The organism is Pseudomonas sp. LBUM1678, assembly GCF_059695575.1.
In genome coordinates this window covers 6,236,176-6,261,740 of sequence record NZ_CP166775.1, presented here as the reverse complement: position 1 = coordinate 6,261,740, position 25,565 = coordinate 6,236,176, and the positions used below count along the sequence as shown (strand labels likewise).

At 60.0% G+C, this 25,565-nt stretch carries 20 protein-coding genes; 12 read left to right on the top strand and 8 right to left on the bottom strand.

Annotated features, from left to right (window positions below):
- Positions 1-171: 171 nt before the first annotated feature.
- Both ACA070_RS28560 and ACA070_RS28555 read right to left on the bottom strand, forming a co-directional pair.
- Positions 172-879, bottom strand: coding sequence for a 3'-5' exonuclease (locus ACA070_RS28560; RefSeq protein WP_497449219.1), 708 nt, complete (start codon positions 877-879; stop codon positions 172-174).
- Complete coding sequence (locus ACA070_RS28555) at positions 876-2,816, bottom strand: putative nucleotidyltransferase substrate binding domain-containing protein (RefSeq protein WP_497449218.1); 1,941 nt, start codon at positions 2,814-2,816, stop codon at positions 876-878. Before ACA070_RS28555 ends, ACA070_RS28560 begins: the two co-directional genes overlap by 4 nt.
- A gap of 255 nt (positions 2,817-3,071) precedes the next feature.
- Here ACA070_RS28555 and ACA070_RS28550 point away from each other — a divergent pair, with 255 nt between their 5' ends.
- Positions 3,072-3,533 carry a response regulator gene (locus ACA070_RS28550; protein WP_497449217.1) on the top strand — a complete coding sequence of 154 codons (462 nt, stop codon included), beginning with the start codon at positions 3,072-3,074 and terminating at the stop codon, positions 3,531-3,533.
- A 58-nt stretch (positions 3,534-3,591) separates the two neighbouring features.
- On the opposite strand, the gene ACA070_RS28545 is transcribed toward ACA070_RS28550, so the two are convergent.
- A complete protein-coding gene (locus ACA070_RS28545) occupies positions 3,592-5,769 on the bottom strand; it encodes a malate synthase G (RefSeq protein ID WP_497449216.1) in 2,178 nt (725 codons plus the stop codon).
- A gap of 602 nt (positions 5,770-6,371) precedes the next feature.
- Here ACA070_RS28545 and ACA070_RS28540 point away from each other — a divergent pair.
- A complete protein-coding gene (locus ACA070_RS28540; protein ID WP_497449215.1) occupies positions 6,372-6,890 on the top strand; it encodes a glycine cleavage system transcriptional repressor in 519 nt (172 codons plus the stop codon).
- A 215-nt stretch (positions 6,891-7,105) separates the two neighbouring features.
- Here the strand turns inward: ACA070_RS28540 and rarD are convergent, their stop codons facing one another.
- The 5 genes from rarD to ACA070_RS28515 all read right to left on the bottom strand — a co-directional run bounded on the left by rarD (position 7,106) and on the right by ACA070_RS28515 (position 13,005).
- Positions 7,106-7,993: an EamA family transporter RarD gene (gene rarD, locus ACA070_RS28535; protein ID WP_497449214.1), complete on the bottom strand. Its 888-nt coding sequence runs from the start codon at positions 7,991-7,993 to the stop codon at positions 7,106-7,108.
- A 203-nt stretch (positions 7,994-8,196) separates the two neighbouring features.
- The gene (locus ACA070_RS28530; protein ID WP_109635384.1) at positions 8,197-9,171 is read right to left on the bottom strand and encodes a serine/threonine protein kinase; all 975 of its coding nucleotides are present in this window, start codon (positions 9,169-9,171) and stop codon (positions 8,197-8,199) included.
- 182 nt (positions 9,172-9,353) lie between these two features.
- Positions 9,354-11,255, bottom strand: a complete 1,902-nt coding sequence (locus ACA070_RS28525; protein WP_497449213.1) for a PhoX family protein — start codon at positions 11,253-11,255, stop codon at positions 9,354-9,356.
- Positions 11,256-11,312: 57 nt separating this feature from the next.
- Positions 11,313-12,077 (bottom strand): TOBE domain-containing protein, encoded by a 765-nt coding sequence (locus ACA070_RS28520; protein ID WP_497449212.1) that lies wholly within the window; start codon positions 12,075-12,077, stop codon positions 11,313-11,315.
- 187 nt (positions 12,078-12,264) lie between these two features.
- Positions 12,265-13,005, bottom strand: a complete 741-nt coding sequence (locus ACA070_RS28515; protein WP_497449211.1) for a ComF family protein — start codon at positions 13,003-13,005, stop codon at positions 12,265-12,267.
- A 94-nt stretch (positions 13,006-13,099) separates the two neighbouring features.
- On the opposite strand from ACA070_RS28515, the gene bioB reads away from it, so the two are divergent.
- The 10 genes from bioB (at position 13,100) to ACA070_RS28465 (ending at position 25,530) form a co-directional block, all read left to right on the top strand.
- A complete protein-coding gene (gene bioB, locus ACA070_RS28510; protein WP_131060957.1) occupies positions 13,100-14,155 on the top strand; it encodes a biotin synthase BioB in 1,056 nt (351 codons plus the stop codon).
- A gap of 120 nt (positions 14,156-14,275) precedes the next feature.
- The gene (bioF, locus tag ACA070_RS28505; protein WP_497449210.1) at positions 14,276-15,454 is read left to right on the top strand and encodes an 8-amino-7-oxononanoate synthase; all 1,179 of its coding nucleotides are present in this window, start codon (positions 14,276-14,278) and stop codon (positions 15,452-15,454) included.
- Positions 15,447-16,178, top strand: coding sequence for an alpha/beta fold hydrolase (locus ACA070_RS28500; RefSeq protein WP_497449209.1), 732 nt, complete (start codon positions 15,447-15,449; stop codon positions 16,176-16,178). Before bioF ends, ACA070_RS28500 begins: the two co-directional genes overlap by 8 nt.
- Positions 16,171-16,983, top strand: coding sequence for a malonyl-ACP O-methyltransferase BioC (bioC, locus tag ACA070_RS28495; protein WP_497449208.1), 813 nt, complete (start codon positions 16,171-16,173; stop codon positions 16,981-16,983). Before ACA070_RS28500 ends, bioC begins: the two co-directional genes overlap by 8 nt.
- On the top strand, positions 16,980-17,660 hold the full coding sequence (bioD, locus tag ACA070_RS28490) for a dethiobiotin synthase (protein WP_497449207.1): 681 nt from the start codon (positions 16,980-16,982) through the stop codon (positions 17,658-17,660). The genes bioC and bioD overlap by 4 nt, the downstream gene beginning before the upstream one ends.
- Positions 17,661-17,767: 107 nt before the next feature.
- Positions 17,768-18,064, top strand: a complete 297-nt coding sequence (locus ACA070_RS28485; RefSeq protein ID WP_497449206.1) for a pyrroloquinoline quinone biosynthesis protein PqqE — start codon at positions 17,768-17,770, stop codon at positions 18,062-18,064.
- A gap of 278 nt (positions 18,065-18,342) precedes the next feature.
- Positions 18,343-20,148, top strand: coding sequence for a phenylacyl-CoA dehydrogenase (locus ACA070_RS28480; RefSeq protein ID WP_497449205.1), 1,806 nt, complete (start codon positions 18,343-18,345; stop codon positions 20,146-20,148).
- 240 nt (positions 20,149-20,388) lie between these two features.
- Entirely contained in the window at positions 20,389-21,678 is a 1,290-nt protein-coding gene (locus tag ACA070_RS28475) for a GGDEF domain-containing protein (protein WP_497449204.1), read from the top strand.
- A gap of 90 nt (positions 21,679-21,768) precedes the next feature.
- On the top strand, positions 21,769-23,565 hold the full coding sequence (locus tag ACA070_RS28470; protein ID WP_497449203.1) for an acyl-CoA dehydrogenase C-terminal domain-containing protein: 1,797 nt from the start codon (positions 21,769-21,771) through the stop codon (positions 23,563-23,565).
- Between the two features lie 186 nt (positions 23,566-23,751).
- Positions 23,752-25,530 carry an acyl-CoA dehydrogenase C-terminal domain-containing protein gene (locus ACA070_RS28465; protein WP_497449202.1) on the top strand — a complete coding sequence of 593 codons (1,779 nt, stop codon included), beginning with the start codon at positions 23,752-23,754 and terminating at the stop codon, positions 25,528-25,530.
- Positions 25,531-25,565 lie beyond the last annotated feature (35 nt).

Below are 25,565 nucleotides of genomic sequence, written 5' to 3'. Positions count from 1 at the left end.
AGAGGCGGGGGAGGTAAGCAATTGGCCACTGGTCAGGTGGGGATAGGATCTATGTAGGAGCTGTCGAGTGAAACGAGGCTGCGATCTTTTGACTTTGTTTCTTATAAAAGCAAGATCAAAAGATCGCAGCCTCGTTTCACTCGACAGCTCCTACAGGGGATTGCGAGGCTGTTAGAAGGACGGCGCCCGCTGCCTGCGTTTCCACTGGCTCAACCGCTGCTGCAAATTCAACGGGCTGTGAATCTGCTGCTGCCGCGCCCGGCTGAACAGAATCAGCGCCAGCTCCGCCGTCGCCAACGCATCGGCACTGGCATTGTGGCGTTCGAAGACCTCAAGCTTGAACCAGTCGATCCACTCATCCAGCCCGGCATCGCGAATGTGCGCCTGAGGACACAGCAGCGGTGCGATGTCCGCCACATCCAGAAACGGATGCTGCAATTTGTAGCCCAAATGGTCCTTCAGCGAGCGCCCAAGCATGTGTTGATCGAACGGCGCATGGAACGCCAGCACCGGACTGTCACCCACGAACTCCATGAAGTCGAGCAGCGCCAGCCCCGGATCGCTGCCAGCGGCAATCTCACTCGGTCCCAGACCGTGAATCAACACGCTGGGCCCCACCTTCATATCGACGCATTGCAGCGTACGTTCGAACTGCTGGCTGAAATCAATCGCTCCGTCCTCGATCACCACCGCCCCGATGGACAACACCCGGTCCTTGTTCAGGTTCAGCCCGGTGGTTTCCAGATCAAGCACCACCCAGCGCTGTTCGCGCAGGCTGCATTCGCTCAACTCGGCTATTGCAGGCAAACGTTGCAGACGTTGTTGAAGTTCGCCGGGAAGGCTCGGACCTGCCGGGCGCAGCCATGAAAACAGGCTCATAGCTGATACCGCAGGGCCAGGCTGCTTTGCAGGCGTTGAGCCTGGCGCAGGGATTCACGCAGGATCCGTCGGTCCAGATGATTGAGGCTGTCCGGATCCACCCGGTTGGAGTAGGGCAAGTTCTCCCGGGTCTGTAGCTGATGTTGCTGCATGCGGGTTTGCTGGATGAAGTGATAAGCCTCTTCATACGCGGCGCCGTCCAGCCGTTCAATGACCTCTTTGGCCACCAATTCACGGAAGCGCTCCAGGGTATTGTTGGTACCGATGCCATGGGCCAGGGCCAGCAGTCGCGCGCCGTCAACGAACGGCGTCAGCCCCTGGACCTTCAAATCCAGCGTGGCTTTCTCGCCATTCTTGCGCGCCAGCACAAACTCACGGAAACGTCCTACGGGCGGACGGTTGCGCAAGGCGTTCTCGGCCATCATCCGTTGGAACAGCCGGTTGTCATTCACCTGATCGAGAATGCCCTGACGCAGCTGATCGCAGCCTTGCTCGTCGCCCCAGACCACGCGCAGGTCGAAATAGATGCTCGAACCCAACAGATTCTCCGGCGTCGCCTCACGAATAAACGCTGCAAAACGCCGCGCCCATTCGGCCCGGGACAAACACAGTTCGGGGTTGCCGGCCATGATGTTGCCCTTGCACAGCGTGAAGCCGCAGAGCGCCAGGCTCTGGTTGATCTGCTGGGCAATGGGCAGCAATTTGCCGCGAATCTCGGCGGCATGGGCCGCGTCCCGGGCTTCGAACAGAATGCCGTTGTCCTGATCGGTGTGCAGCGTCTGTTCGCGACGGCCTTCGCTACCGAAGCACAGCCAACTGAATGGAATGCCGGGGTCACCTTTCTCGGCGAGGGTCAGTTCGATCACCCGGCACACGGTGTGATCGTTGAGCAGCGTGATGATGTGGGTGATCTGGGTCGAAGACGCGCCGTGCGCCAGCATGCGTTCGACCAGTTGGCCAATCTCGCCACGCATCGCCACCAGATTTTCCAGTTTCTGCGCGCTGCGAATGGTCCGCGCCAGGTGCACCAGGTCGACCCGTTGCAGGGAAAACAGATCCCGCTCGGACACCACGCCGCACAGACGATGGTCTTTCACCAGGCAGACGTGGGCGATGTGTCGCTCGGTCATGGCGATCGCCGCATCGAAGGCGCTGTGGTCCGGCGACAGGAAAAACGGCGCCTGGGTCATGTGGCGCTCGATCGCTTCGTTGAAGTCGTTAGTGCCCTCGGCCACCACATGGCGCAGGTCGCGCAGGGTGAAAATGCCCAGCGGGGCTTTCTGCTCGTCGACAATCACGATGCTGCCGACCTGCTGCTCGTGCATCTGGGTCACGGCTTCACGCAACGGCGTGGCGGGGCTGCATGTCACCGGATGGCGCATGGCCAATTCGCCCAGTCGCGTATTCAGCGAGTATTGGGTGCCGAGGGTTTCCACGGCTTTTTGCTGGACTTGCTGATTGACCTGATCCAGCAGGCTGCTGACACCGCGTAGGGCAAAGTCGCGAAACGTGGTGGAAAGTGCGAACAGTTTGATGAACGCCAGCTTGTTCAGCTGTAGGCAAAAGGTGTCTTCGGCGGCCAGGTGTTCGGTGCGGGTCGCGCGCTCGCCCAGCAGCGCGGCGAGGGGGAAACACTCGCCGGTGGTGATTTCGAAGGTGGTTTCGGTGCCGCCCTTGGCCGTATGCGGGCGCTCACCCACGACCCGGCCTTGTTTGACGATGTAGAAATGCTCAACTGGCCCATCGGCAGGTTTGATGATGCTCTCGCCGGGGGCGTAGAAACGCATCTGACATTGTTCAACCAGGTACGCCAGGTGCGCGTGTTCCATTTGATTGAAGGGCGGGAAGCGCTGGAGGAATTGCAAAGTGCCCTGGATGTTCTGCAACACCGCGGTTTTCCCTGCCTGTGTGAAGGCGTCCGCTTTACTCATAACCATGACCGCAGTCTTTTTTTGAATTGTTGTTGTCGGATGACTCAGCCATGGTCGGCCCCTGCGGGCAGGGTGCCCATTGGACGTAAGTCTAGGTCGGGCCGTTCAGGCGTCGGAAGTTAGGAAATGTCTGACGCAAATGCGGGAAAAACCTCCTACATTGGCTATAGGAAAACTTTCCGACGAAGTGCACCCTGAAGGTCTGCTGGGTGATGTCACACGGAAGTGATAGGCAATTGAAATGAAAACGTAGAGTAAGCCATGTCCGACCACGATATTTTGAGTGACGCCGAGCGCGAGGCGCTGAGTGCCGTCATGCTCGAACCTGACCTGCCACCGCAGCGGGTGCTGATCGTCGATGACGATAAAGATGCGCGGGAGTTGCTGTCGGAGATTCTTGCGCTGGACGGTATTCGTTGCATGACGGCTGCCAGTGGTGAAACCGCACTCAAAATGGTGATCGAGAAACCAACGATTGGCCTGGTGATTACCGATTTGCGAATGGGGCACATCGATGGCCTGGACCTGATCCGCCAGGTGCGTGAGTCAGTTCGGGCGGCGATGCCGTTCATCATTGTTTCCGGGGACGCCGACGTAAAAGATGCAATCGCCGCGATGCATTTAAGCGTGGTGGACTTCCTGCTCAAACCTGTCGATACCGGCAAGCTGTTGGAACTGGTCAAACATGAGTTGGGAATAATGGATGAGCAAAAACCGATTTGAAACAAAAAGGCCCTGATCTTTCGATCAGGGCCTTTTTTTGTCCGGCGCCAGCGTTTAGTTACAGGCCATTGGCAGCCTTGAACTCGCGGCGACGGCGGTGCAGGACCGGCTCGGTGTAGCCGTTCGGCTGCTTGGTGCCTTCGACCACCAGTTCGACCGCCGCCTGGAAAGCGATGTTGCTGTCGAAGTTTGGTGCCAGAGGACGGTACAGCGAGTCGTTGGCGTTCTGACGGTCAACCACCGGCGCCATGCGCTTGAGGCTTTCCATGACCTGATCTTCAGTGACGATGCCATGACGCAGCCAGTTGGCGATGTGCTGGCTGGAAATACGCAGCGTCGCACGGTCTTCCATCAGGCCGACGTCGTTGATGTCCGGCACTTTCGAGCAACCGACGCCCTGGTCGATCCAGCGCACCACGTAGCCAAGAATGCCCTGAGCGTTGTTGTCCAGTTCGTTCTTGATCTGTTCCGCGGTCCAGCTCGGGTTCACGGCCAACGGGATGGTCAGGATGTCGTCAACCGAAGCGCGAGTACGCTTGGCCAGCTCGGCCTGACGGGCGAACACGTCGACCTTGTGGTAGTGCAGCGCGTGCAGCGCGGCGGCAGTCGGCGATGGAACCCAAGCGGTGTTGGCACCGGCCAGCGGGTGAGCGATTTTCTGTTCGAGCATCGCGGCCATCAGGTCGGGCATCGCCCACATGCCTTTACCGATCTGGGCGCGACCTTGCAGGCCGGTGCTCAAACCGATATCGACGTTCCAGTTTTCGTAGGCGCCGATCCACTTCTCAGCCTTCATGTCGGCCTTGCGCACCATCGGGCCGGCTTCCATGGAGGTGTGGATTTCATCGCCGGTACGGTCAAGGAAACCGGTGTTAATGAACACCACGCGATCGCTGGCTGCCTTGATGCATGCCTTCAAGTTGACCGTGGTCCGGCGCTCCTCGTCCATGATCCCGACTTTCAACGTGTTGCGCGGCAGACCGAGCACTTCTTCGATGCGACCGAATAGCTCGTTGGTGAACGCGGCTTCTTCCGGGCCGTGCATTTTCGGCTTCACGATGTAGACAGAACCGGTACGGCTGTTCTTGCGCGAGCTGTTGCCGTTGAGGCTGTGGATCGCCGCAAGGCTGGTGATCAGGCCGTCGAGAATGCCTTCCGGCACTTCGTTGCCGTCTTTGTCGAGGATTGCGTCGATGGTCATCAGGTGACCAACGTTACGCACGAACAATAACGAACGACCGTGCAGGCTCAGTTCTTTTCCGTCGACACCGGTGTAGGTGCGATCGGCGTTCATGGTGCGGGTAAAGGTCTGACCGCCCTTGGAGACTTCTTCCGACAGGTCGCCCTTCATCAGGCCGAGCCAGTTGCGGTAAATCACCACTTTGTCATCGGCATCGACGGCGGCGACGGAGTCTTCGCAGTCCATGATGGTGGTCAGCGCGGCTTCCATCAGGATGTCTTTGATACCGGCAGCGTCGGTCTGACCGACCGGGGTGCTGGCGTCGACCTGGATTTCGAAGTGCAGGCCGTTGTTTTTCAGCAGGATCGCGGTCGGTGCAGCGGCATCGCCGTGGAAACCGATCAGCTGGGCATCGTCGCGCAGGCCAGTGTTGCTGCCGCCTTTCAGGGCGACGACCAATTTGCCGTCAACGATCTTGTAGCTGGTGGAGTCGACGTGGGAGCCGGCCGCCAATGGCGCGGCTTCATCGAGAAAGGCGCGGGCGAAGGCGATAACCTTGTCGCCGCGAACCTTGTTGTAGCCTTTGCCTTTTTCCGCGCCGTCAGCCTCGCTGATGGCGTCGGTGCCGTAGAGCGCGTCATACAGCGAACCCCAGCGGGCGTTCGAGGCGTTGAGCGCGAAACGGGCATTCATCACCGGTACCACGAGCTGTGGACCGGCCATGCGGGCGATTTCGTCATCGACGTTTTGCGTCGTTGCCTGGAAATCAGCCGCTTCTGGCAGCAGATAACCGATGTCTTGCAAGAAGGCTTTATAGGCCACGGCGTCGTGCGCCTGGCCGGCACGGGATTGGTGCCAGCCATCGATACGAGCCTGGAAATCATCGCGTTTGGCGAGTAGGGCTTTGTTCTTCGGCGCCAGGTCATGAATGACCTTGTCGGCACCGGCCCAGAACTTATCGGCGGTGAGGCCGGTACCGGGAATGGCTTCGTTGTTCACGAAGTCGAACAGGACTTTGGCGACCTGCAGGCCACCGACTTGAACGTGTTCAGTCATTGCTTGCCTCACTCTGCTCAGCTATTTCGCTTTTCAGCTCTTCAAATTAACAATGAAGCCTCTGGCTATTTAAACCACAAACCCCCTCCACCAGTACATGCCATTTCGGGCGGCTGGAATGGAACCGATCAACGGCGTTGAGGCCTTGCTGACAGGGCTTTCAGGGCTGCGACTGTGCCGGTGGCAGACATCGATCCAACGTTATGTAGTGCGCGCTGCGGCATACTACATGATGAATTGCGCTTGTGAAAATTAGACTAATTACGTCGTTCTGCGACCCCATGACGCATTGCGGTCACGTCGGGGATGGGGATGTTCTCAAAAAAGTATGAGATTGTTCCAGTTAAATATATGAAGTTGTACACATAATCTTTTATGCACTGCTATGGCGCTTGGCTTTTGTGGCGAGGGAGCTTGCTCCCGCTCGGCTGCGAAGCAGTCGTAAAATAGGTCAATGCGGTTTGTCTGGATTATGCAGGGGGCCGCTCCGCGCCCCAGCGGGAGCAAGCTCCCTCGCCACAAAAAAGCAGTGCCGGGCTGATTCCGGTCCCTTGCCTATACTTGCTTTTCTATAACAAAAGTCATGACTAGAGGGCTGCGCCATGGACCACCTCGTACTCACTGTATTCGCTCCGGACAAGCCAGGGCAGGTCGAGCGCATTGCCGAATGCATTGCCGAGCATGGTGGCAACTGGCTGGAGAGCCGCATGTCGCGCATGGCGGGTCAGTTCGCCGGGATTCTTCGGGTGGGCGTGCCGGCCGAGGCCTACGATGAGTTGGTTGATGCGCTGAAGGCGTTGTCCGCCCACGGAATTCGCGTGCTGATCGCCGAAAGCGGCATCGAGCAATCCTGCACCTGGAAACCGATTGCCATGGAATTGGTGGGCAATGATCGCCCCGGGATCGTCCGTGACATCACTCGGCTGTTGAGTGAACAAGGGGTGAACCTGGAGCGTCTGGTGACGGAAGTGCGTCCGGCGCCGATGAGCAGCGAACCGCTGTTCCATGCTGAAGCGATTCTGGCGGTGCCGCTCACCCTGTCTCTGGACGTGCTGCAATCACGCCTGGAAACCCTGGCCGACGATCTGATGGTCGAATTGGTGCTGCGTAGCGAGCCGTGACAGGGTTATCCAAGTTATACGTGCACCTGCCTGTGGATAACCTGTAGAGACAGCCCGCCAGCCCACGCCGGCTGGGCTTCTTCAGGATCTGATCAAAAAACCATCAGTTTCAACAAGTTGCGCACAAACGGCGGGGATCACGTTGTGGATAACCTTGGGAAGGATCAATGCAGGCCACGAAGGACGTGGCCTGTATGGTTTTGTGCGTTTTTTGATCAGCTGCGGCGACGCAGACTTATCCACGCATCAACGCTGTAAACCGCGAGACCTGCCCAGATAAAGATAAACGCTACCAATGTGCTGGAAGACAAATGCTCGCCAAACAGCAGAACGGCTTGCAACAGCACCAGCGTTGGCGCCAGGTATTGGAGGAATCCCAGCGTTGTATAGGGCAAATGCCGTGCGGCGGCGTTGAAACACACCAGCGGCACCAGCGTCACCGGTCCGGCCGCCACCAGCCACCAGGCTTCGGATGTGGTCCAGAACTCAGGCTGAGCGCTTGTGGCCGTCTGATTGAAAAGCAGCCAGGCAATGGCAATCGGCACCAGCATCCAGGTTTCCACTACAAGACCGGGCAGTGCCTTGACCGGTGCTTGCTTGCGGATCAGACCGTAGAAGCCAAACGTCAGTGCCAGCACCAGCGACACCCACGGCAGACTGCCGACCTGCCAGACCTGTTGCGCCACACCGACCGCCGCCAGCCCCACCGCGATCCACTGCATGCGCCTCAGCCGTTCGCCGAGGATCAACATCCCCAGCAGCACGTTTATCAGTGGGTTGATGTAGTAACCGAGGCTGGCCTCGAGCATGCGTCCGTTGTTCACCGACCAGACGTAGGTCAGCCAGTTGGCCGCAATCAGCGTGCCGCTCAGGGCTAGAATCGCCAGCCGGCGCGGGTTCTCCCGCAGCTCGCGCCACCAGCCGGGATGCTTCCATACCATCAGCAGCAAGGCGCCGAACAGCGCCGACCAGAGCACGCGGTGGATGATGATCTCCACGGCGGGCACGTTGGCGATGGCTTTGAAGTAGATCGGGAACAGGCCCCAGATGATGTAGGCACTCAGGCCCAGGATGTACCCGCGACGCGGGTTGGCAGCTTGCATGCAGAATCCTTGCTTAGGCAGCTAACAAAGAGGGGGATTGTAAGGAGATTTGTCTACGGATGTCCCACCTGATTAGGTTGGGCAAATGTGAACACAGTCCTTGTGGGAGCGAGCCTGCTCGCGATGGCGGTGTATCAGACAAAAATCAGTGACTGACAGATCGCCATCGCGAGCAGGCTCGCTCCCACAGGGGGGTGTGTTTGTCAGAAGAGCTTCAGAGGTTCTTCGTTGAGCGCAGCCAGTTGCTCGCGCAACGCCAACACCTGATCACCCCAATACCGTTCACTGCCGAACCACGGAAAACTGTGCGGGAACGCCGGGTCGTCCCAGCGGCGGGCGAGCCAGGCGCTGTAGTGCATCAGGCGCAAGGCGCGCAGCGGTTCGATCAGCGCCAATTCCCTTGGGTCGAAGTCGTGGAACTCGTTGTAGCCGTCCATCAATTCCGACAACTGACCGAGACATTCCTGACGATCCCCCGCCAGCATCATCCAGATGTCCTGCACCGCCGGACCCATGCGACAGTCGTCGAGGTCGACGATGTGGAACATCTCGTCGCGACACATCATGTTGCCGGGGTGGCAATCGCCGTGCATGCGGATGTTCTGATGCGGCGTGGCCTTGTAGACCTCTTCCACCCGCTTGAGCAGGTCGCGGGCCACGGACTCGTAGGCCGGCAGCAGGCTTTTGGGCACAAAATTGCCTTCAAGCAAGGTGGTCAGGGAATCGTGACCGAAATTCTTCACGCCCAGCGCTTCACGGTGTTCGAACGGTTTGGTCGCGCCGACGGCGTGCAGGCGACCGAGCAATTGGCCCAGGCGATACAACTGGTCGAGATTGCCCGGCTCCGGCGCACGGCCGCCACGGCGGGGAAACAGGGTGAATCGGAAACCGGCATGTTCGTGCAGGCTGGCGCCGTTGTGAATCATCGGCGCGACCACGGGGACGTCGCACTCGGCGAGCTCGAAGGTGAACTGGTGTTCTTCGAGAATTGCTTCGTTGGTCCAGCGCTGCGGACGGTAGAACTTGGCGATCAACGGCTCGGAGTCTTCGATGCCGACTTGGTAGACGCGGTTCTCGTAGCTGTTGAGCGCCAGAATGCGCGCGTCGCTGAGAAAGCCGATGCTTTCGACGGCATCGAGCACGAGGTCTGGGGTGAGGGTTGCAAACGGGTGGGCCATGCTGACTCCTGCGCGCAGCAGGCTGCCGCGTCCGGCCAAGCATGGTAGCGCAGACGGGCCGTCTTTAGTGTTAAGGCTTGAGATCAGTGGTGTTGCCATCGCTAGCAGGCTAGCTCCCACAGGGGATTTGCGGTGTGTCGCAGATCCAGTGTGGGAGCTAGCCTGCTAGCGATGGGGCCCAATCAGGCACCGACGATCCCGCCGTCTTCACGGGAAATCGCCATCACCGAAGACCGCGGCTTGCCATTCGGCAGATGCTCAGGGAACGTCGATCCACCGTTTTCCCCCGGATGCTGAATCCCCACAAACAAGGTCTTCTGATCCGGCGAAAAGCTGATCCCCGTGACCTCGCAACCCACCGGCCCGACCATGAAGCGGCGAATCTCCCCGCTCACCGGATCGGCACACAGCATCTGGTTATTGCCCATGCCCGCGAAGTCGCCCGCGTTGCTCGAATCGCCATCGGTGAGTATCCACAACCGCCCAGCGTTGTCGAAGCCCAGGCCATCCGGGCTGTTGAACATGTTCTGTGGCGTGATGTTCGACGAACCGCCCTTCGGCGTGCCGGCGTGGACACCTGGATTGCCGGCGACCACAAACAGATCCCAGGCAAAGCTTTTCGAGCCATGATCGTCTCGGTCGGTGCGCCAGCGCAGAATCTGCCCGTAGACGTTCTTCTCGCGCGGGTTCGGCCCGCCCACGGGTTGGCCGTCTTCGCCACGCTTGGCGTTGTTGGTCAGTGTGCAATAGACCTGGCCGTCCATTGGGCTGACGACGATCCATTCCGGACGGTCCATGCGCGTGGCTTTCACCACGCTGGCCGCGAGGCGCGCGTGGATCAGTACTTCGGCTTGATCGGCAAAACCGCTGCTGGCGTCGATGCCGTTTTTACCGTGGCTTAGTTCGATCCACTCGCCCTGGCCTTTGGGGTGATCGACGTTGCTGTCGCCCGCATCGAAGCGCGCCACGTACAAGGTGCCGTGGTCCAGCAGATCGCGGTTGGCCTTGGGGTTTTTGTGGTTGATCTTGTCGCGGCTGACGAATTTGTAGATGAATTCGCCGCGCTCATCGTCGCCCATGTACACCACGGCGTGGCCGTCGTTGGTTTCAGCCAGAGCCGCGTTTTCATGTTTGAAGCGACCCAGCGCGGTGCGCTTTACTGGAGTCGATTGCGGATCGAACGGGTCGATTTCCACAACCCAGCCGTGACGGTTGAGCTCGTTCGGATTCTTCGCCAGGTCGAACCGCTCATCGTGTTGATGCCAGTTGATCTCTTTGCTGGCGGCCACCGCACCATAGCGCTTCTGCGCGGCATCGAACTTCTGCTCGGCATTGTTGCTGCCAAAGCAGTCGGTGAAGTTCTCTTCGCAGGTCAGGTAAGTGCCCCACGGCGTCTTGCCGTTGGCGCAGTTCTGAAAGGTGCCGAGCACATTCTTGCCGTGGGGGTCGGCGCCGGTTTTCACCAAGGCGTGACCAGCGGCCGGGCCGCTGAGGCTGATCGGCGCGTTGCCGTGAATGCGCCGGTTGTAGCGCGAGCCCTGAACGAATTGCCACTGCCCGTTCTTGCGCTGCACTTCGATCACCGACACACCTTCGCAAGCCAAGGCTTTGTGCACGTCATCGGCCGATTGCGGCATGCCGCCGTGGGGGTAGAGGTAGCGATAGTTGGTGTATTCGTTGTTGATCGCCATCAGCGCCCGGTCTTTTTCACCGGGAAATTCGAACAGGCTCATGCCGTCGTTGTTGTCGCCGAACTGGACTTCCTGCTGCGCGGCGGTGCCGTTGCCACTCGGGTCGAACGCCGGGCCGTTTTTCTGCAACGGCTGGCCCCAGCTGATCAACACCGAGGACTTGTAGCCCGGCGGCAGGCTGATGGCGTCACTGGTGGCGGCGGGAATGCTGTCAAAACCCAACAGTTTGCTGGAGCCTGCGCTGACACTGGCCGCGAGCACGCTGCGGCTCAGCAGGTTGCCGCCGAGGAACATGGCCGCACCGCAGAGGGCGCCGGCGCTGATGAAGCCGCGACGGCTGAGGCCGACCATTTTCTCGAGGTCGGTGGACTGGTTTTCTTCTAATAGGCTCACATCGGGCTCCCTGCTGGTTTTGCAGCCACCTTAAAGAGCGTCGATGAAGCTTTTGTTTCAGAGCGGGGTGCCGAGCAAAACGTTGGACGGCGCGAACTGCACCAGCACCGGTTTGTCGGCGGCAAGACCCAGGGTTCGCAAGTGCAGCGGCTCGGCCAATGCGCAGAGAGTCTGGCCGTTGGGAAGGCCGATGCGCACTTCGCTGGGGCCGTCTTCGGCGTCGAGAATGGCTTCGATGATGCCCTTGAGGCAGTTGTTGCCGGGTGTTGCTTGTAGGTCGATGCCCAGCAATTCCAGCCAACCGGCCTTGATCAGGGCCACGACTTCGGTGCCGGTGTCCAGCTCCAGGCGCAGGGTGCTGTCGTGGGTGATTTGCGCATCGAGGGTCAAGCCTTCGGCCAGTTCAAGGCGGACTAAATCATTGTGCCCCTGGTTGTCGATCGCCACGACCTTGCCGTGCAACTGATTGCGCGCGCTGGTCCTGAGCATCAGTCGACCGAGCAGATCCAGGTCGCTGGCATCTTCGGCGGCTTCCAGCACCTGGGCCTGCAAGGTTTGCAGCTTTTGATACAGGCGCAGCACGCGCAAGCCTTCTTCGGAGAGCTTGGCGCCACCGCCGCCCTTGCCGCCGACGCTGCGTTCCACCAGCGGTTTCTGTGCGAGGTTGTTCAACTCATCAATGGCGTCCCACGCAGCCTTGTAACTCAGCCCCGCACTTTTCGCGGCGCGGGTGATCGAGCCCTGTTCGGCGATGTGCTGCAGCAACGCGATGCGCTGCGGGCGACGGACGATGTGCTGGGACAACAAGGTGGGCAGGGACATGGTGAGAGGCTTTGGGTTGTGGCGATGGGGAGGACGTTGGCCGCTGGGAGCCTGGGAGTCAAGTCATGCGCAATCCCTGTGGGAGCGAGCCTGCTCGCGATGGCGGCGTGTCAGGTAACACAAATGTCGACTGACACTCCGCCATCGCGAGCAGGCTCGCTCCCACAGGTTTTGTGTGTGGTTTTAGTCAGGCTGTGTCGCCGGGTTTGGGGGTTCGGGCCAGGCAATAGACGTCGACCCGCGCGGCACCGGCGTTCATCATCAGGCGAGCCAAGGCCTGGGCGGTGGCGCCGGTGGTCAGCACGTCGTCCACGATCGCCAGGTGCCGACCCTTGATCTGTGCATCGGGCACCAGGGCAAAAGCGTTGCGCAGGTTCTTTTTGCGCGCGTCGGCATTCAGGTCCTGCTGCGCGCTGGTGTCTTGAATCCTCAGCAGCAGTTTTTCATCGCAAGGAATGTCGAGGCTGTCGCTGAGCCAGCGCGCAAGCATTGCGGCCTGGTTGAAACCCCGTTGGCGCAGGCGTTTGGCGGCCAGCGGAACAGGGACCAGGGCGTCGGGACGATCAAGATCCTCATCGAAGCGATGTTGCAGGAACTGAGCGAGAAGTTCGGCGAGCAGGCGGCCAAACGGCCACTTGGCGCTGTGCTTGAAGCGTGTGATCAACGTGTCCACGGGGAAACTGTAGGACCAGGGCGCGGCGACCCGTTCAAAGGTCGGCGGCCGCTTCAAACATTGGCCACAGGTCAGGTCCGCCGCAGGCAAGGGCAGGGCGCAGGTCTGGCAGTGATCGCCCAGCCAGGGCAGGTCGGTTTCGCAGGCCATGCAGATGGGCCTGACTTCTTCAGTCGCTTCGCTGCAGAGTAAGCAGTGCTGGTTATTATTTAACCAGATGTAAACCGGTCCGTCGTATCGTGGTTGACAGCGCATCGCTCTTCCTTAAATATGCCGAACATCCGTGTCGCGCCTGTGGGTATTCCATTCCCCCAAGCCGCTTGCCAAGCATAAAACAAAGGAAACGCCCATGAGCGCCAGCACCTCTGCAACCCTGCGTCATGACTGGTCTTTGGCCGAAGTCAAAGCACTCTTCGTACAGCCATTCAACGACCTGTTGTTCCAGGCACAGACGGTGCACCGCGCGCATTTCGACGCCAACCGCGTCCAGGTTTCCACCCTGCTGTCGATCAAAACCGGCGCCTGCCCGGAAGATTGCAAATATTGTCCGCAGTCCGGTCACTACAACACCGGCCTGGAAAAAGAAAAGCTGATGGAAGTGCAGAAGGTCCTCGAAGAGGCCGCTCGCGCCAAGGCCATCGGTTCGACCCGTTTCTGCATGGGCGCGGCGTGGAAACACCCGTCGGCCAAAGACATGCCGTACGTGCTGCAGATGGTCAAAGGCGTGAAAGCCATGGGCCTGGAAACCTGCATGACCCTGGGTCGCCTCGATCAGGACCAGACCGAAGCGCTGGCCCAGGCCGGTCTCGATTACTACAACCACAACCTCGACACCTCGCCGGAGTTCTACGGCAGCATCATCACCACCCGCACCTACAGCGAGCGCCTGCAAACCCTGGCCTACGTGCGTGATTCGGGGATGAAAATCTGCTCCGGCGGCATCCTCGGCATGGGCGAGTCCCTCGATGACCGCGCCAATCTGCTGATCCAGCTGGCCAACCTGCCGGAGCACCCGGAGTCGGTGCCAATCAACATGCTGGTGAAAGTCGCCGGCACGCCGCTGGAAAATGCCGAAGACATCGACCCGTTCGATTTCATCCGCATGCTCGCCGTCGCGCGCATCCTGATGCCGCAATCCCACGTGCGCCTGTCCGCCGGCCGCGAAGCGATGAACGAGCAGATGCAGGCCCTGGCGTTCTTCGCCGGCGCCAACTCGATTTTCTACGGCGACAAATTGCTGACCACCGCCAACCCGCAGGCCGACAAGGACATGCAACTGTTCTCGCGCCTGGGGATCCTGCCGGAAGCGCGCGAAGAGCACGCGGACGAAGTGCATCAGGCCGCGATCGAACAAGCCCTGGTTGAGCAGAAGAGCAGCGAGCAGTTCTATAACGCCGCCGTCTGATCACCGCGAAACCCTGTAGGAGCCGGCTTGCTGGCGATGGCATCACTGCGGTCTGTCTGAATACCGAGGAGATGCTATCGCCAGCAAGCCGGCTCCTACAATCTGACCTTCGAGGCCTGCATGTCTTTCGATCTCGCCGCACGCCTTGCTGCCCGTCGTGCTGAAAACCTCTACCGCCAGCGCCCCCTGCTCGAAAGCCCTCAAGGCCCGGAAGTGGTGGTCGACGGCCAGCCGTTGCTGGCGTTCTGCAACAACGACTACCTGGGCCTGGCCAATCACCCGCAAGTGATTGAAGCCTGGCGCGCCGGTGCTGCTCGCTGGGGCGTCGGTGGCGGGGCGTCGCACTTGGTCATCGGCCACAGCACGCCGCATCACGCGCTGGAAGAAGCCTTGGCCGACCTGACCGGTCGCCCGCGCGCGCTGCTGTTCACCACCGGTTACATGGCCAACCTTGGCGCGGTCACCGCGTTGATCGGACAGGGCGATACGGTGCTGGAAGACCGCCTCAATCATGCCTCGTTGCTGGATGCCGGCTTGTTGTCCGGCGCGCGCTTCAATCGTTATCTGCACAACGACGCGGCAAGTCTGGCCAAGCGTCTAGAGAAGGCGACCGGCAATACGCTTGTGGTCACCGACGGCGTGTTCAGCATGGACGGCGATATCGCCGACTTGCCGGCGTTGGCCCGGGAAGCCAAGGCCAAAGGTGCTTGGTTGATGGTCGATGACGCCCATGGCTTTGGTCCGCTGGGTGCCAATGGCGGCGGGATCGTCGAGCATTTCGGCATGAGCCAGGAAGACGTGCCGGTCTTGGTCGGCACCCTCGGCAAGGCGTTCGGTACGGCAGGTGCCTTCGTGGCTGGCAGCGAAGAGCTGATCGAAAGCCTGATCCAGTTTGCCCGCCCCTACATCTACACCACCAGCCAACCACCGGCCTTGGCCTGCGCGACGCTGAAAAGCCTTGAGCTGCTGCGCACTGAGCACTGGCGACGCGAGCATCTGAAAACCTTGATCCGCCAGTTCCGTCATGGCGCCGAGCAGATCGGCCTGGAGTTGATGGACAGCTTCACGCCGATCCAGCCGATCATGATTGGCGATGCCGGGCGTGCGGTTCGACTGTCGCAGATGCTGCGCGAGCGCGGTCTGATGGTCACCGCGATTCGACCGCCGACCGTGCCCGCGGGCAGCGCCCGTCTGCGCGTGACCCTGACCGCTGCGCACAGCGAGGCGCAGGTGCGACTATTGTTGAATGGACTGGCCGATTGTTTCCAACAACTTGGACCGGAGCCAAACCATGCGTGATCGACTGATTCTGCTGCCCGGATGGGGCCTCGGAATTTCACCGCTGGAGCCTTTGGCGGCCGCCTTGCAGGGGCTGGATGAGCATCTGCGGGTCGAGATCGAGCCGTTGCCGGAACTGGATTCGAGCGATCTTGAAGAATGGCTCGATGAGCTGGATTCGACGATCCCGCAAGACGCCTGGCTCGGTGGCTGGTCCCTGGGCGGCATGCTCGCGTCTGAGCTGGCGGCGCGGCGTGGTGATCGTTGCTGCGGTTTGCTGACCCTGGCCAGTAATCCGTCTTTTGTCGCCCATGAGCAGTGGCCGAGCGCGATGCCCGGCGAAACCTTCGACGCGTTTCTGGCCGGTTGCCAGGCCGATCCGCGGATGACGTTGAAGCGCTTTTCACTCCTTTGCGCCCAAGGCTCGGAGGATCCTCGCGGGCTGTCGCGGTTATTGCTCGGTGGGGCGCCGCATACCTCTGAAGCAGTGCTGATGAGCGGTCTGGAAGTGCTCGCACAACTGGATACTCGCCAGGCGTTGCAGGCATTTCGTGGCCCACAATTACATTTGTTTGCCGGGCTCGACGGCCTGGTCCCGGCCGAAGCGGCCGGAGAGCTTCTGGCCTTGCTGCCGGATGTCGAAATCGGTCTGATTGAACAGGCCAGCCATGCGTTTCTTCTGGAAGACCCCCACGGTGTGGCGGGGGCGATTCAGGCCTTTTTGCACGAGTCCGGTGATGACTGATTTATCCCTTCCCAATTTGCCCGGCGGCTTGCCCGACAAACGCCAGGTGGCGGCCTCCTTTTCCCGCGCGGCAGCGAGCTACGACAGCGTGGCCGAATTGCAGCGCGATGTCGGCAGCCAGTTATTGAGCCGTTTGCCGGCTGATTTTGTGCCGGGTGTGTGGCTGGACCTGGGTTGCGGTACCGGGCATTTCAGCCGGGCATTGGGCGAGCGATTTCCTGCAGGTAGCGGACTCGCAATGGACATCGCTGAAGGCATGCTCGATCACGCTCGGCCATTGGGTGGCGCCAGCCATTTCATCGCCGGGGACGCGGAGCGTTTGCCGCTGCAGGATTCGACCTGTGATTTGATCTTCTCCAGCCTGGCGGTGCAGTGGTGCGCGGATTTCGAATCGGTGCTCAGTGAGGCGTATCGGGCCCTGAAACCGGGCGGGATTTTCGCGTTTGCTAGTCTGTGCGTAGGAACGTTGTTTGAGTTGCGTGATAGCTGGCGTCAGGTGGATGGCATGGTGCACGTCAATCGCTTCCGCGAGTTGGGTGTTTATCAACAGCTGTGCGCGTCCAGCGGCTTGAAGGTTGTCAGCCTGCAAACCCGTCCCCATGTGTTGCATTACCCGGACGTGCGCAGCCTGACGCATGAACTCAAGGCGTTGGGTGCGCACAACTTGAACCCTGGTCGGCCGGGGGGATTGACCGGCCGGGCGCGGATCCTCGGCTTGATCGAGGCGTATGAGCAGTTTCGTCAGGCAGAAGGATTGCCAGCGACTTATCAGGTGGTCTACGCCGTGTTGGAGAAACCCGTATGAGCGCAGCCTATTTCATCACCGGCACCGACACTGATGTCGGCAAGACCACCATTGCTGCAGGCTTGTTGCATGCCGCGCGGTCGGCGGGCATGAGTACGGCGGCGGGAAAACCGGTCGCTTCCGGCTGTGATGTGACGCCCAAGGGGTTGCGTAATTCCGATGCACTGGCGTTGTTGGCCGAGTGCTCGTTGCCTTTGACTTATGCCCAGGTCAACCCGGTGGCCTTCGAACCGCCGATCGCTCCGCACCTGGCCGCGCGGGAGGCGGGCGTGGCGCTGACGGTGCAATCATTGTTGACACCGATGCTCGAGATTCTCGACATGCAGGCGGATTTCACCTTGATCGAAGGTGCCGGCGGCTGGCGTGTGCCGTTGGCGGATCAGGACAATTTGTCGGATCTGGCGATGGCGCTGGGCCTGCCGGTGATCCTGGTGGTTGGGGTGCGCCTGGGTTGCATCAATCATGCATTGCTGACCGCCGAGGCGATTGCGCAGGACGGTTTGCAGCTGGCGGGTTGGGTGGCCAATATCATTGATCCGAAGACCTCGCGTCTGGAAGAGAACCTCGCGACTCTTGCCGAGCGGATTCCTGCGCCTTGTCTTGGACGAGTGCCAAAGCTCAAATCAGTCACGGCAGAAGCGGTAGCTGAACATCTGCAACTGGATCTGCTGGATTGAGATTTTGCCTATGACAAGGCACTGTGCCATTAGTGTTTTTGTCGGGCCTTTTGCCATCAGGTCTGTTTCAATGGCCGCCATTGAACCTTTGCAGGACGAGTTCCCCTATGGAAATCTCAGGAAACACCGCTTTTTATGCCGGTCTGAGCACTATTCAGACCGGGCAGAACCGTGTCGATCAGGCTTCTAGCCAGATCGCCAGCAGCACCATCGAACGTTCGGTGACCAGCCAGTCTTCCGAAGTCCAGGTCGATCGCCTGCGTTCGGTAGACCGCAGCCAGCAATCGGACCTGGCCAGCAACATGGTCGAGATGGCGCAGGGCAAGTTTCAGGTTGAGGCTGGCGCCAAAGTCGCCAAGGCTTCCGATGAAATGCTTGGCACGTTAATCGATACCTTCGCTTGATCCCCCGCTGAATCCGCCCTACAAACGCCGCGACTATTCGCGGCGTTTTTGTGCGTAAGTCCTTCTCCCTCAACTAATCTTTCCTGCATGGCCTGTTGCGTTGTCAACGGCGGCCTCGCGGCTGCGTGTCTGGCATTTGCGTGTCGTGATGACGAACGGCAAAAGATCGGCGCTTGACAAGATTTGGTCGTAAACGTATGTTTCAAACAACTGTTTGACCGTCACAACAAATCAACACGGTCGCTCATTCCCGGTTACATCAGCAGAGGTTTATCGCTATGCCTGACTACAAGGCCCCCTTGCGTGATATTCGCTTCGTTCGTGACGAACTGCTCGGCTACGAAGCGCACTATCAGAGCCTTCCGGCTTGTGCAGACGCAACTCCAGACATGGTTGACGCCATTCTCGAAGAAGGCGCCAAGTTTTGTGAGCAGGTGCTGGCTCCGCTGAACCGCGTGGGTGACACCGAAGGCTGCACCTGGAGCGAGTCCGGCGTTAAAACCCCGACTGGCTTCAAAGAAGCCTACAAGCAATTCGTTGAAGGCGGCTGGCCAAGCCTGGCCCACGACGTAGAGCACGGCGGCCAGGGCCTGCCGGAGTCCCTGGGTCTGGCGGTCAGCGAAATGGTTGGCGAAGCCAACTGGTCGTGGGGCATGTACCCGGGCCTGTCGCATGGCGCGATGAACACTATTTCCGAGCACGGCACGCCTGAGCAGCAAGAGGCTTACCTGACCAAACTGGTGTCCGGCGAATGGACCGGCACCATGTGCCTGACCGAACCGCACTGCGGCACCGACCTGGGCATGCTGCGCACCAAGGCCGAACCTCAGGCCGACGGTTCCTACAAAGTCTCCGGCACCAAGATCTTCATCTCGGCCGGTGAACACGACATGGCCGACAACATCGTCCACATCGTGCTGGCACGTCTGCCGGATGCACCGGCCGGCACCAAGGGTATTTCGCTGTTTATCGTTCCCAAGTTCATGCCGAACGCTGACGGTTCGATCGGCGCTCGCAACGCTGTGACCTGTGGTTCCCTGGAACACAAAATGGGCATCCACGGTAACGCCACCTGCGTGATGAACTTCGACGCGGCCACCGGTTTCCTGATCGGCCCGGCGAACAAAGGCCTGAACTGCATGTTCACCTTTATGAACACCGCACGTCTGGGTACTGCGCTGCAAGGTCTGGCCCACGCCGAGATCGGCTTCCAGGGCGGCCTGAAATACGCTCGCGATCGTCTGCAAATGCGTTCGCTGACTGGCCCTAAAGCGCCGGAAAAAGCCGCTGACCCGATCATCGTTCACCCTGACGTACGTCGCATGCTGTTGACCATGAAAGCGTTCGCCGAAGGCAACCGCGCGATGGTTTACTTCACCGCCAAGCAAGTCGACGTCGTCAAATACGGCGTGGACGAAGAAGAGAAGAAGAAAGCCGACGCACTGCTGGCCTTCATGACCCCAATCGCCAAAGCCTTCATGACTGAAGTCGGCTTTGAATCCGCTAACCACGGCGTGCAAATCTACGGCGGCCACGGCTTCATCGCCGAGTGGGGCATGGAGCAGAACGTTCGCGACAGCCGCATTTCGATGCTGTACGAAGGCACCACCGGTATCCAGGCACTCGACCTGCTGGGCCGTAAAGTGCTGATGACACAAGGCGAAGCCCTGAAAGGCTTCACCAAGATCGTCCACAAGTTCTGCCAGACCAACGAAGGCAACGAAGCTGTCCAAGAGTTCGTAACACCGCTGGCTGCACTGAACAAAGAGTGGGGCGAGCTGACCATGAAGGTCGGTATGGCTGCCATGAAGGATCGCGAAGAAGTCGGCGCGGCGTCCGTGGACTACCTGATGTATTCCGGTTACACCTGCCTGGCCTACTTCTGGGCTGACATGGCGCGCCTGGCTGCCGAGAAACTGGCTGCGGGCACTTCCGAGGAGGCGTTCTATACCGCCAAGCTGCAGACTGCACGCTTCTACTTCCAGCGCATCCTGCCGCGTACCCGCACTCACGTTGCAACCATGCTGTCGGGTGCCAGCAACTTGATGGACATGAAAGAAGAGAACTTCGCGCTGGGCTACTAAGCCTTAACGCAGTTCTTCACAAAGCCGCTATCCCTTCGGGGGTAGCGGCTTTTTGTTCTTTGGAAAAGCAAAAGCAGTTGCCCGCGATCGTAGATGGGATTCAGGTACTGCCCATCCGGTCTATAGCCACTGACGCACCCGATAAAAAAACCTGACAATTGACTCAGTAAGTCGACATTTTTGCCGTTACAGTAGGTGGGCACAATGCCATCTATTGTCATGACGGTCGGAGCTTTACCCTTGCCGCGTTCTTCCGCTGTACGTTTCAGCCATTTCCTACCATCGTTACTGCTTTTACTTGCGGGGCTTGCGGCCGCCTACATCAAGGAACTCAACGTCTTCTTCACCTCGCTGTTCAACGTGCTGCCAACCCTGGTGCTGTTGCTCGGCGGTGCGTACTGCGCGGTTTACCGACGTCAGCGCGAGCTGTTTCTGATGGTGACGGTGTACATCGCCTACTTCCTGCTTGATGCCCAGACCGACTATTACCGTGACAACGGCAAGGTCCGTGATGATGCGGCTGTGGTTTTCCATCTGTGTTGCCTGTTGCTGCCGCTGCTTTTCGGCGTGTTCGCTGCGTGGCAGGAACGCACGCACTTGTTTCAAGACATGGTGGCGCGCTTCGCGGTGTTGCTGGCCGTCGGCAGTGTTGCGTTGGGGCTGGAGCAAAGTTACCCACAGGCCTTGCTGATGTGGCTGTCGGAAATCCGCTGGCCAGCGCTGCATGGCGCCTGGATGAGTCTGATCCAGCTGTCCTATCCGGTGTTCATCGCGTCGTTCCTGCTGCTGAGCTGGCAATACTGGCGTAACCCGAGACCTTTGCACGCCGCACAACTGGTGGGTTTGCTCGGGTTGTTCTGGGCGTTGCCGAAAACCTTCATCCTGCCGTTCACCCTGAACATCATGTGCAGTCAGGTGATGTTGATGATTGCTGCAGCGGTCGCCCACGAAGCTTATCAAATGGCCTTCCGCGACGAGCTCACCGGTCTGCCGGGTCGTCGCGCCTTGAATGAGCGGATGCAACGCTTGGGGCGCAATTACGTGCTGGCCATGAGCGACGTCGATCACTTCAAGAAATTCAACGACACCCACGGTCACGATGTGGGTGACCAGGTGCTGCGCCTTGTCGCCAGCAAGCTGTCGAAAATCGGCGGAGGCGGTAGGGCGTATCGCTACGGCGGTGAGGAATTTGCGTTGGTGTTCGCAGGCAAAACCCTCGAAGAGTGCATGCCGCACCTGGAAGTCATCCGCGAATCCATCGCGACGTACAACATTCAATTGCGCAACCAAGACGCTCGCCCGCAGGACGACCAGCAAGGTCGCCAGCGTCGCGCGGGCCCGGGCGCTTCAAGTGTGTCGGTTACCGTGAGCATCGGTGTCGCCGAGCGCGTGGAGCAACGAACTCCCGAAAAAGTGCTCAAGTCCGCTGACGAAGCGCTCTACAGCGCCAAGGGCGCCGGGCGAAATTGTGTGGTGGCCTTCGGTCAGACTCGCCGTGGCGCGGTGCGCATGGACGGCGCTGCGGGTTGAGTGATGATGGCGCATTCAGCGTCTGGACTGTGATTGTGAGGCAGGGTGGGCGGCAGTAGGTTTGAACGATCTGCTGACGGAGAAACGACCATGCCTGAGTACAAAGCCCCCCTGCGCGACATGCGCTTTCTGATCGACCACGTCTTCGACTTCCACACCATCTACGCAGCGCTGGGTGCCACCGACGCCAGCGCGGACATGGTCAATGCGATCCTCGAAGAAGGCGCGAAGTTCTGTGAGAACGTTCTGGCGCCGCTGAATCGCAGCGGCGACGAAGAAGGCTGCCATTTCGACAATGGCGTGGTGACAACGCCTACAGGCTTCAAGCAAGCCTTCGCACAATACGTGGAAGGCGGCTGGCACGGTCTGGCGGCTGATCCGGCGTATGGCGGCCAGGGTTTGCCAAGCTCCCTGGGCCTGGTCATCAGTGAAATGGTCGGCTCCAGCAATACCTCGTGGGGCATGTACCCCGGCCTGACCCACGGCGCGATGTCGGCCATCCACGCCCACGGCACCGAAGCGCAGAAGAACACCTACTTGAGCAAGCTGACGGCCGGCCAATGGACCGGCACCATGTGCCTGACCGAGGCTCATTGCGGCACGGACCTGGGCATCATCAAAACCCGCGCCGTCCCTTCAGCCGACGGCAGCTACGCGATTTCCGGCAGCAAGATCTTCATCTCGGCCGGCGAACACGACATGAGCGACAACATCATTCATTTGGTGTTGGCGAAACTGCCAGACGCCCCGGCCGGCACCCGGGGTATTTCCCTGTTCATCGTTCCCAAGTTCCTACCCGATACCGAGGGCGAAGCCGGCGAGCGCAACGACGTTTCCTGCGGCTCGATCGAACATAAAATGGGCATCAAGGCCTCGGCCACCTGCGTGCTGAACTTCGACGAGGCCAAGGGCTTCTTGATCGGCGAGCCGAACAAGGGCTTGAACTGCATGTTCACCATGATGAACCACGCACGGCTCGGCACCGGCATGCAGGGGTTGTGTCTGGGTGAGGCGAGTTTCCAAGGGGCGATCAAGTACGCCAACGATCGCCTGCAAATGCGCTCCCTCACCGGCCCGAAAGCGCCGGAAAAAGCCGCCGACCCGATCATCGTTCATCCTGACGTGCGCAGGATGTTGCTGACCATGAAAGCCTTCAACGAAGGCAACCGCGCGCTGACGTATTTCACCGCGCAGCTGCTGGATGTGGCGCATCTGAGCGCGGATGAGACGGCGCGCCAGGACGCCGAAGACCTGCTGGCGTTCCTGACGCCGATCTGCAAAGCCTTCATGACCGACACCGGTCTGGAAGTCACCAACCACGGGATGCAGGTGTTTGGCGGTCACGGCTTCATCCGTGAATGGGGCATGGAGCAGCTGGTTCGTGACTGCCGTATCGCGCCGATCTACGAGGGGACCAATGGCATTCAGGCACTGGATTTGCTCGGGCGCAAAGTGCTTGGCAGCCAGGGCAAACTGCTGCGTGGCTTCACCAAAATCGTCCACAAATTCTGCGCGACGAATGCCGAGCACCCACAACTTGCCACCTACGTGGCGCAACTCAATGGCCTGAATCAGCAATGGGGCGAGTTGACCACCAAAGTCGGCATGGCCGCGATGAAGAATCCGGACGAAGTCGGTGCTGCTTCTGTCGATTACTTGATGTACAGCGGCTACATCATCCTCGCCTATCTGTGGCTGCGCATGGCGTTGGTGGCCCAGGCACAACTCGACGCGGGCAGCGGAGATGCGGATTACTGCCGGGGCAAACTGGCAACCAGCGAGTTTTACTTCAAGCGATTGTTGCCGCGCACTGCCGCTCATCGGGCGGCTATCGAAGCGGGGAGTGATTGCTTGATGCAGCTGCCGGCGGAGTTGTTTGCGCTCTAGTCTTTAAAACCAGCAAAAAAGGAGCCCGCGTTATTGCGGGCTTTTTTATGACTGAAAAGTCAGTGACTAAACATTACAAAACGGTCACTGGCTGACCCTATGTGTCGTAAAAGTTGTTGGGTTACACTCGGCCCCAACGAAAACACCATCCCTACGAATTACCTGTTTAGATCTGCGAGGTTTGCCATGGCTGACTACAAAGCGCCCCTGCGCGATATGCGCTTCATCCTCAATGAAGTTTTCGAGGTCGCCAAACTCTGGGCCGAGCTGCCGGCGCTGGCCGAGACTGTCGATGCGGAAACGGTCGAAGCCATTCTCGAAGAAGCCGGCAAGGTCACCAGCAAAAGCATCGCGCCCCTGAGCCGTGCGGCTGACGAAGAAGGTTGCCATTGGGCGGACGGTGCCGTCACCACGCCGGCAGGTTTCCCACAGGCTTATCAGACTTATGCCGAAGGCGGTTGGGTCGGTGTCGGTGGCGATCCGGCCTACGGCGGCATGGGCATGCCCAAGGCTGTTTCGGCTCAGGTCGAAGAAATGGTCAACTCCGCCAGCCTGTCGTTTGGTCTGTATCCGATGCTGACCGCTGGCGCCTGCCTGTCGATCAACGCCCACGCCAGCGAAGCGCTGAAAGCCGCGTACCTGCCGAACATGTACGCCGGGGTCTGGGCCGGTTCCATGTGCCTGACCGAGCCGCACGCTGGCACCGACCTGGGGATCATCCGCACCAAGGCTGAACCTCAGGCCGACGGTTCCTACAAGGTCAGCGGCACCAAGATCTTCATCACCGGCGGCGAACACGACCTGACCGAGAACATCATTCACCTGGTGCTGGCGAAGCTGCCGGACGCGCCGGCGGGGCCGAAAGGCATTTCGCTGTTCCTGGTGCCCAAGTTTATGGTCAATGCCGATGGCAGCCTGGGCGCGCGTAACCCTGCGAACTGTGGGTCGATCGAGCACAAAATGGGCATCCAGGCGTCCGCAACCTGCGTGATGAACTTCGACGAAGCCGTGGGTTACCTGGTTGGCGAGCCGAACAAAGGCCTGGCGGCGATGTTCACCATGATGAACTACGAGCGTCTGGGCGTCGGTATCCAAGGCCTGGCCACCGGCGAGCGCTCGTACCAGAACGCCGTCGAATACGCCCGCGATCGCCTGCAAAGCCGTTCGCCGACCGGCGCGCAGAACAAGGACAAGGTCGCCGACCCGATCATCGTCCACCCCGACGTGCGTCGCATGCTGCTGACCATGAAAGCCTCGAACGAAGGCGGCCGTGCCTTCTCAACCTACGTGGCCATGCAACTGGACACCGCCAAGTTCAGCGAAGACGCGACCACCCGCAAACGTGCGGAAGATCTGGTTGCACTGCTGACCCCAGTGGCCAAGGCCTTCCTGACCGACCTCGGTCTGGAAACCACCGTTCACGGTCAGCAGGTTTTCGGCGGCCACGGTTACATCCGTGAGTGGGGTCAGGAGCAACTGGTTCGCGACGTGCGCATCACTCAGATCTACGAAGGCACCAACGGCATTCAGGCGCTGGACCTTGTAGGACGCAAGATCGTCGGTACCGGCGGCGCGTTCTACAACCTGTTCGCTGACGAGATCCGTCATTTCACCGCCACCGCCAGCGCTGATCTGGCTGAGTTCACCAAGCCGCTGAACGATGCCGTGACCACCCTCGACGAACTGACCTCTTGGTTGCTGGACCGGGCGAAAAACAACCCGAACGAAATCGGCGCCGCCTCGGTCGAGTACCTGCAAGCCTTCGGTTACGTGGCGTACGCCTACATGTGGGCGTTGATGGCCAAGGCCGCGTTCGGCAAAGAAGCGCAGGACGACTTCTACGCGAGCAAGCTGGGCACGGCGCGGTTCTATTTCGCACGTCTGCTGCCGCGTATTCACTCGTTGAGTGCGTCGGTGAAGGCGGGTAGCGAGTCGCTGTTCCTGCTGGACGCTGCACAGTTCTGAGGAAGTCGCGTCATGTAAGCATTCTCTTACATGAC

Bases quoted from the DNA above. Each gene is read 5' to 3' on its own strand.
- ACA070_RS28560 (WP_497449219.1), bottom strand. From the start codon at position 879: ATGAGCCTGTTTTCATGGCTGCGCCCGGCAGGTCCGAGCCTTCCCGGC.
- ACA070_RS28555 (WP_497449218.1), bottom strand. From the start codon at position 2,816: ATGGTTATGAGTAAAGCGGACGCCTTCACACAGGCAGGGAAAACCGCG.
- ACA070_RS28550 (WP_497449217.1), top strand. From the start codon at position 3,072: ATGTCCGACCACGATATTTTGAGTGACGCCGAGCGCGAGGCGCTGAGT.
- ACA070_RS28545 (WP_497449216.1), bottom strand. From the start codon at position 5,769: ATGACTGAACACGTTCAAGTCGGTGGCCTGCAGGTCGCCAAAGTCCTG.
- ACA070_RS28540 (WP_497449215.1), top strand. From the start codon at position 6,372: ATGGACCACCTCGTACTCACTGTATTCGCTCCGGACAAGCCAGGGCAG.
- rarD (WP_497449214.1), bottom strand. From the start codon at position 7,993: ATGCAAGCTGCCAACCCGCGTCGCGGGTACATCCTGGGCCTGAGTGCC.
- ACA070_RS28530 (WP_109635384.1), bottom strand. From the start codon at position 9,171: ATGGCCCACCCGTTTGCAACCCTCACCCCAGACCTCGTGCTCGATGCC.
- ACA070_RS28520 (WP_497449212.1), bottom strand. From the start codon at position 12,077: ATGTCCCTGCCCACCTTGTTGTCCCAGCACATCGTCCGTCGCCCGCAG.
- ACA070_RS28515 (WP_497449211.1), bottom strand. From the start codon at position 13,005: ATGCGCTGTCAACCACGATACGACGGACCGGTTTACATCTGGTTAAAT.
- bioB (WP_131060957.1), top strand. From the start codon at position 13,100: ATGAGCGCCAGCACCTCTGCAACCCTGCGTCATGACTGGTCTTTGGCC.
- bioF (WP_497449210.1), top strand. From the start codon at position 14,276: ATGTCTTTCGATCTCGCCGCACGCCTTGCTGCCCGTCGTGCTGAAAAC.
- ACA070_RS28500 (WP_497449209.1), top strand. From the start codon at position 15,447: ATGCGTGATCGACTGATTCTGCTGCCCGGATGGGGCCTCGGAATTTCA.
- bioC (WP_497449208.1), top strand. From the start codon at position 16,171: ATGACTGATTTATCCCTTCCCAATTTGCCCGGCGGCTTGCCCGACAAA.
- bioD (WP_497449207.1), top strand. From the start codon at position 16,980: ATGAGCGCAGCCTATTTCATCACCGGCACCGACACTGATGTCGGCAAG.
- ACA070_RS28485 (WP_497449206.1), top strand. From the start codon at position 17,768: ATGGAAATCTCAGGAAACACCGCTTTTTATGCCGGTCTGAGCACTATT.
- ACA070_RS28480 (WP_497449205.1), top strand. From the start codon at position 18,343: ATGCCTGACTACAAGGCCCCCTTGCGTGATATTCGCTTCGTTCGTGAC.
- ACA070_RS28470 (WP_497449203.1), top strand. From the start codon at position 21,769: ATGCCTGAGTACAAAGCCCCCCTGCGCGACATGCGCTTTCTGATCGAC.
- ACA070_RS28465 (WP_497449202.1), top strand. From the start codon at position 23,752: ATGGCTGACTACAAAGCGCCCCTGCGCGATATGCGCTTCATCCTCAAT.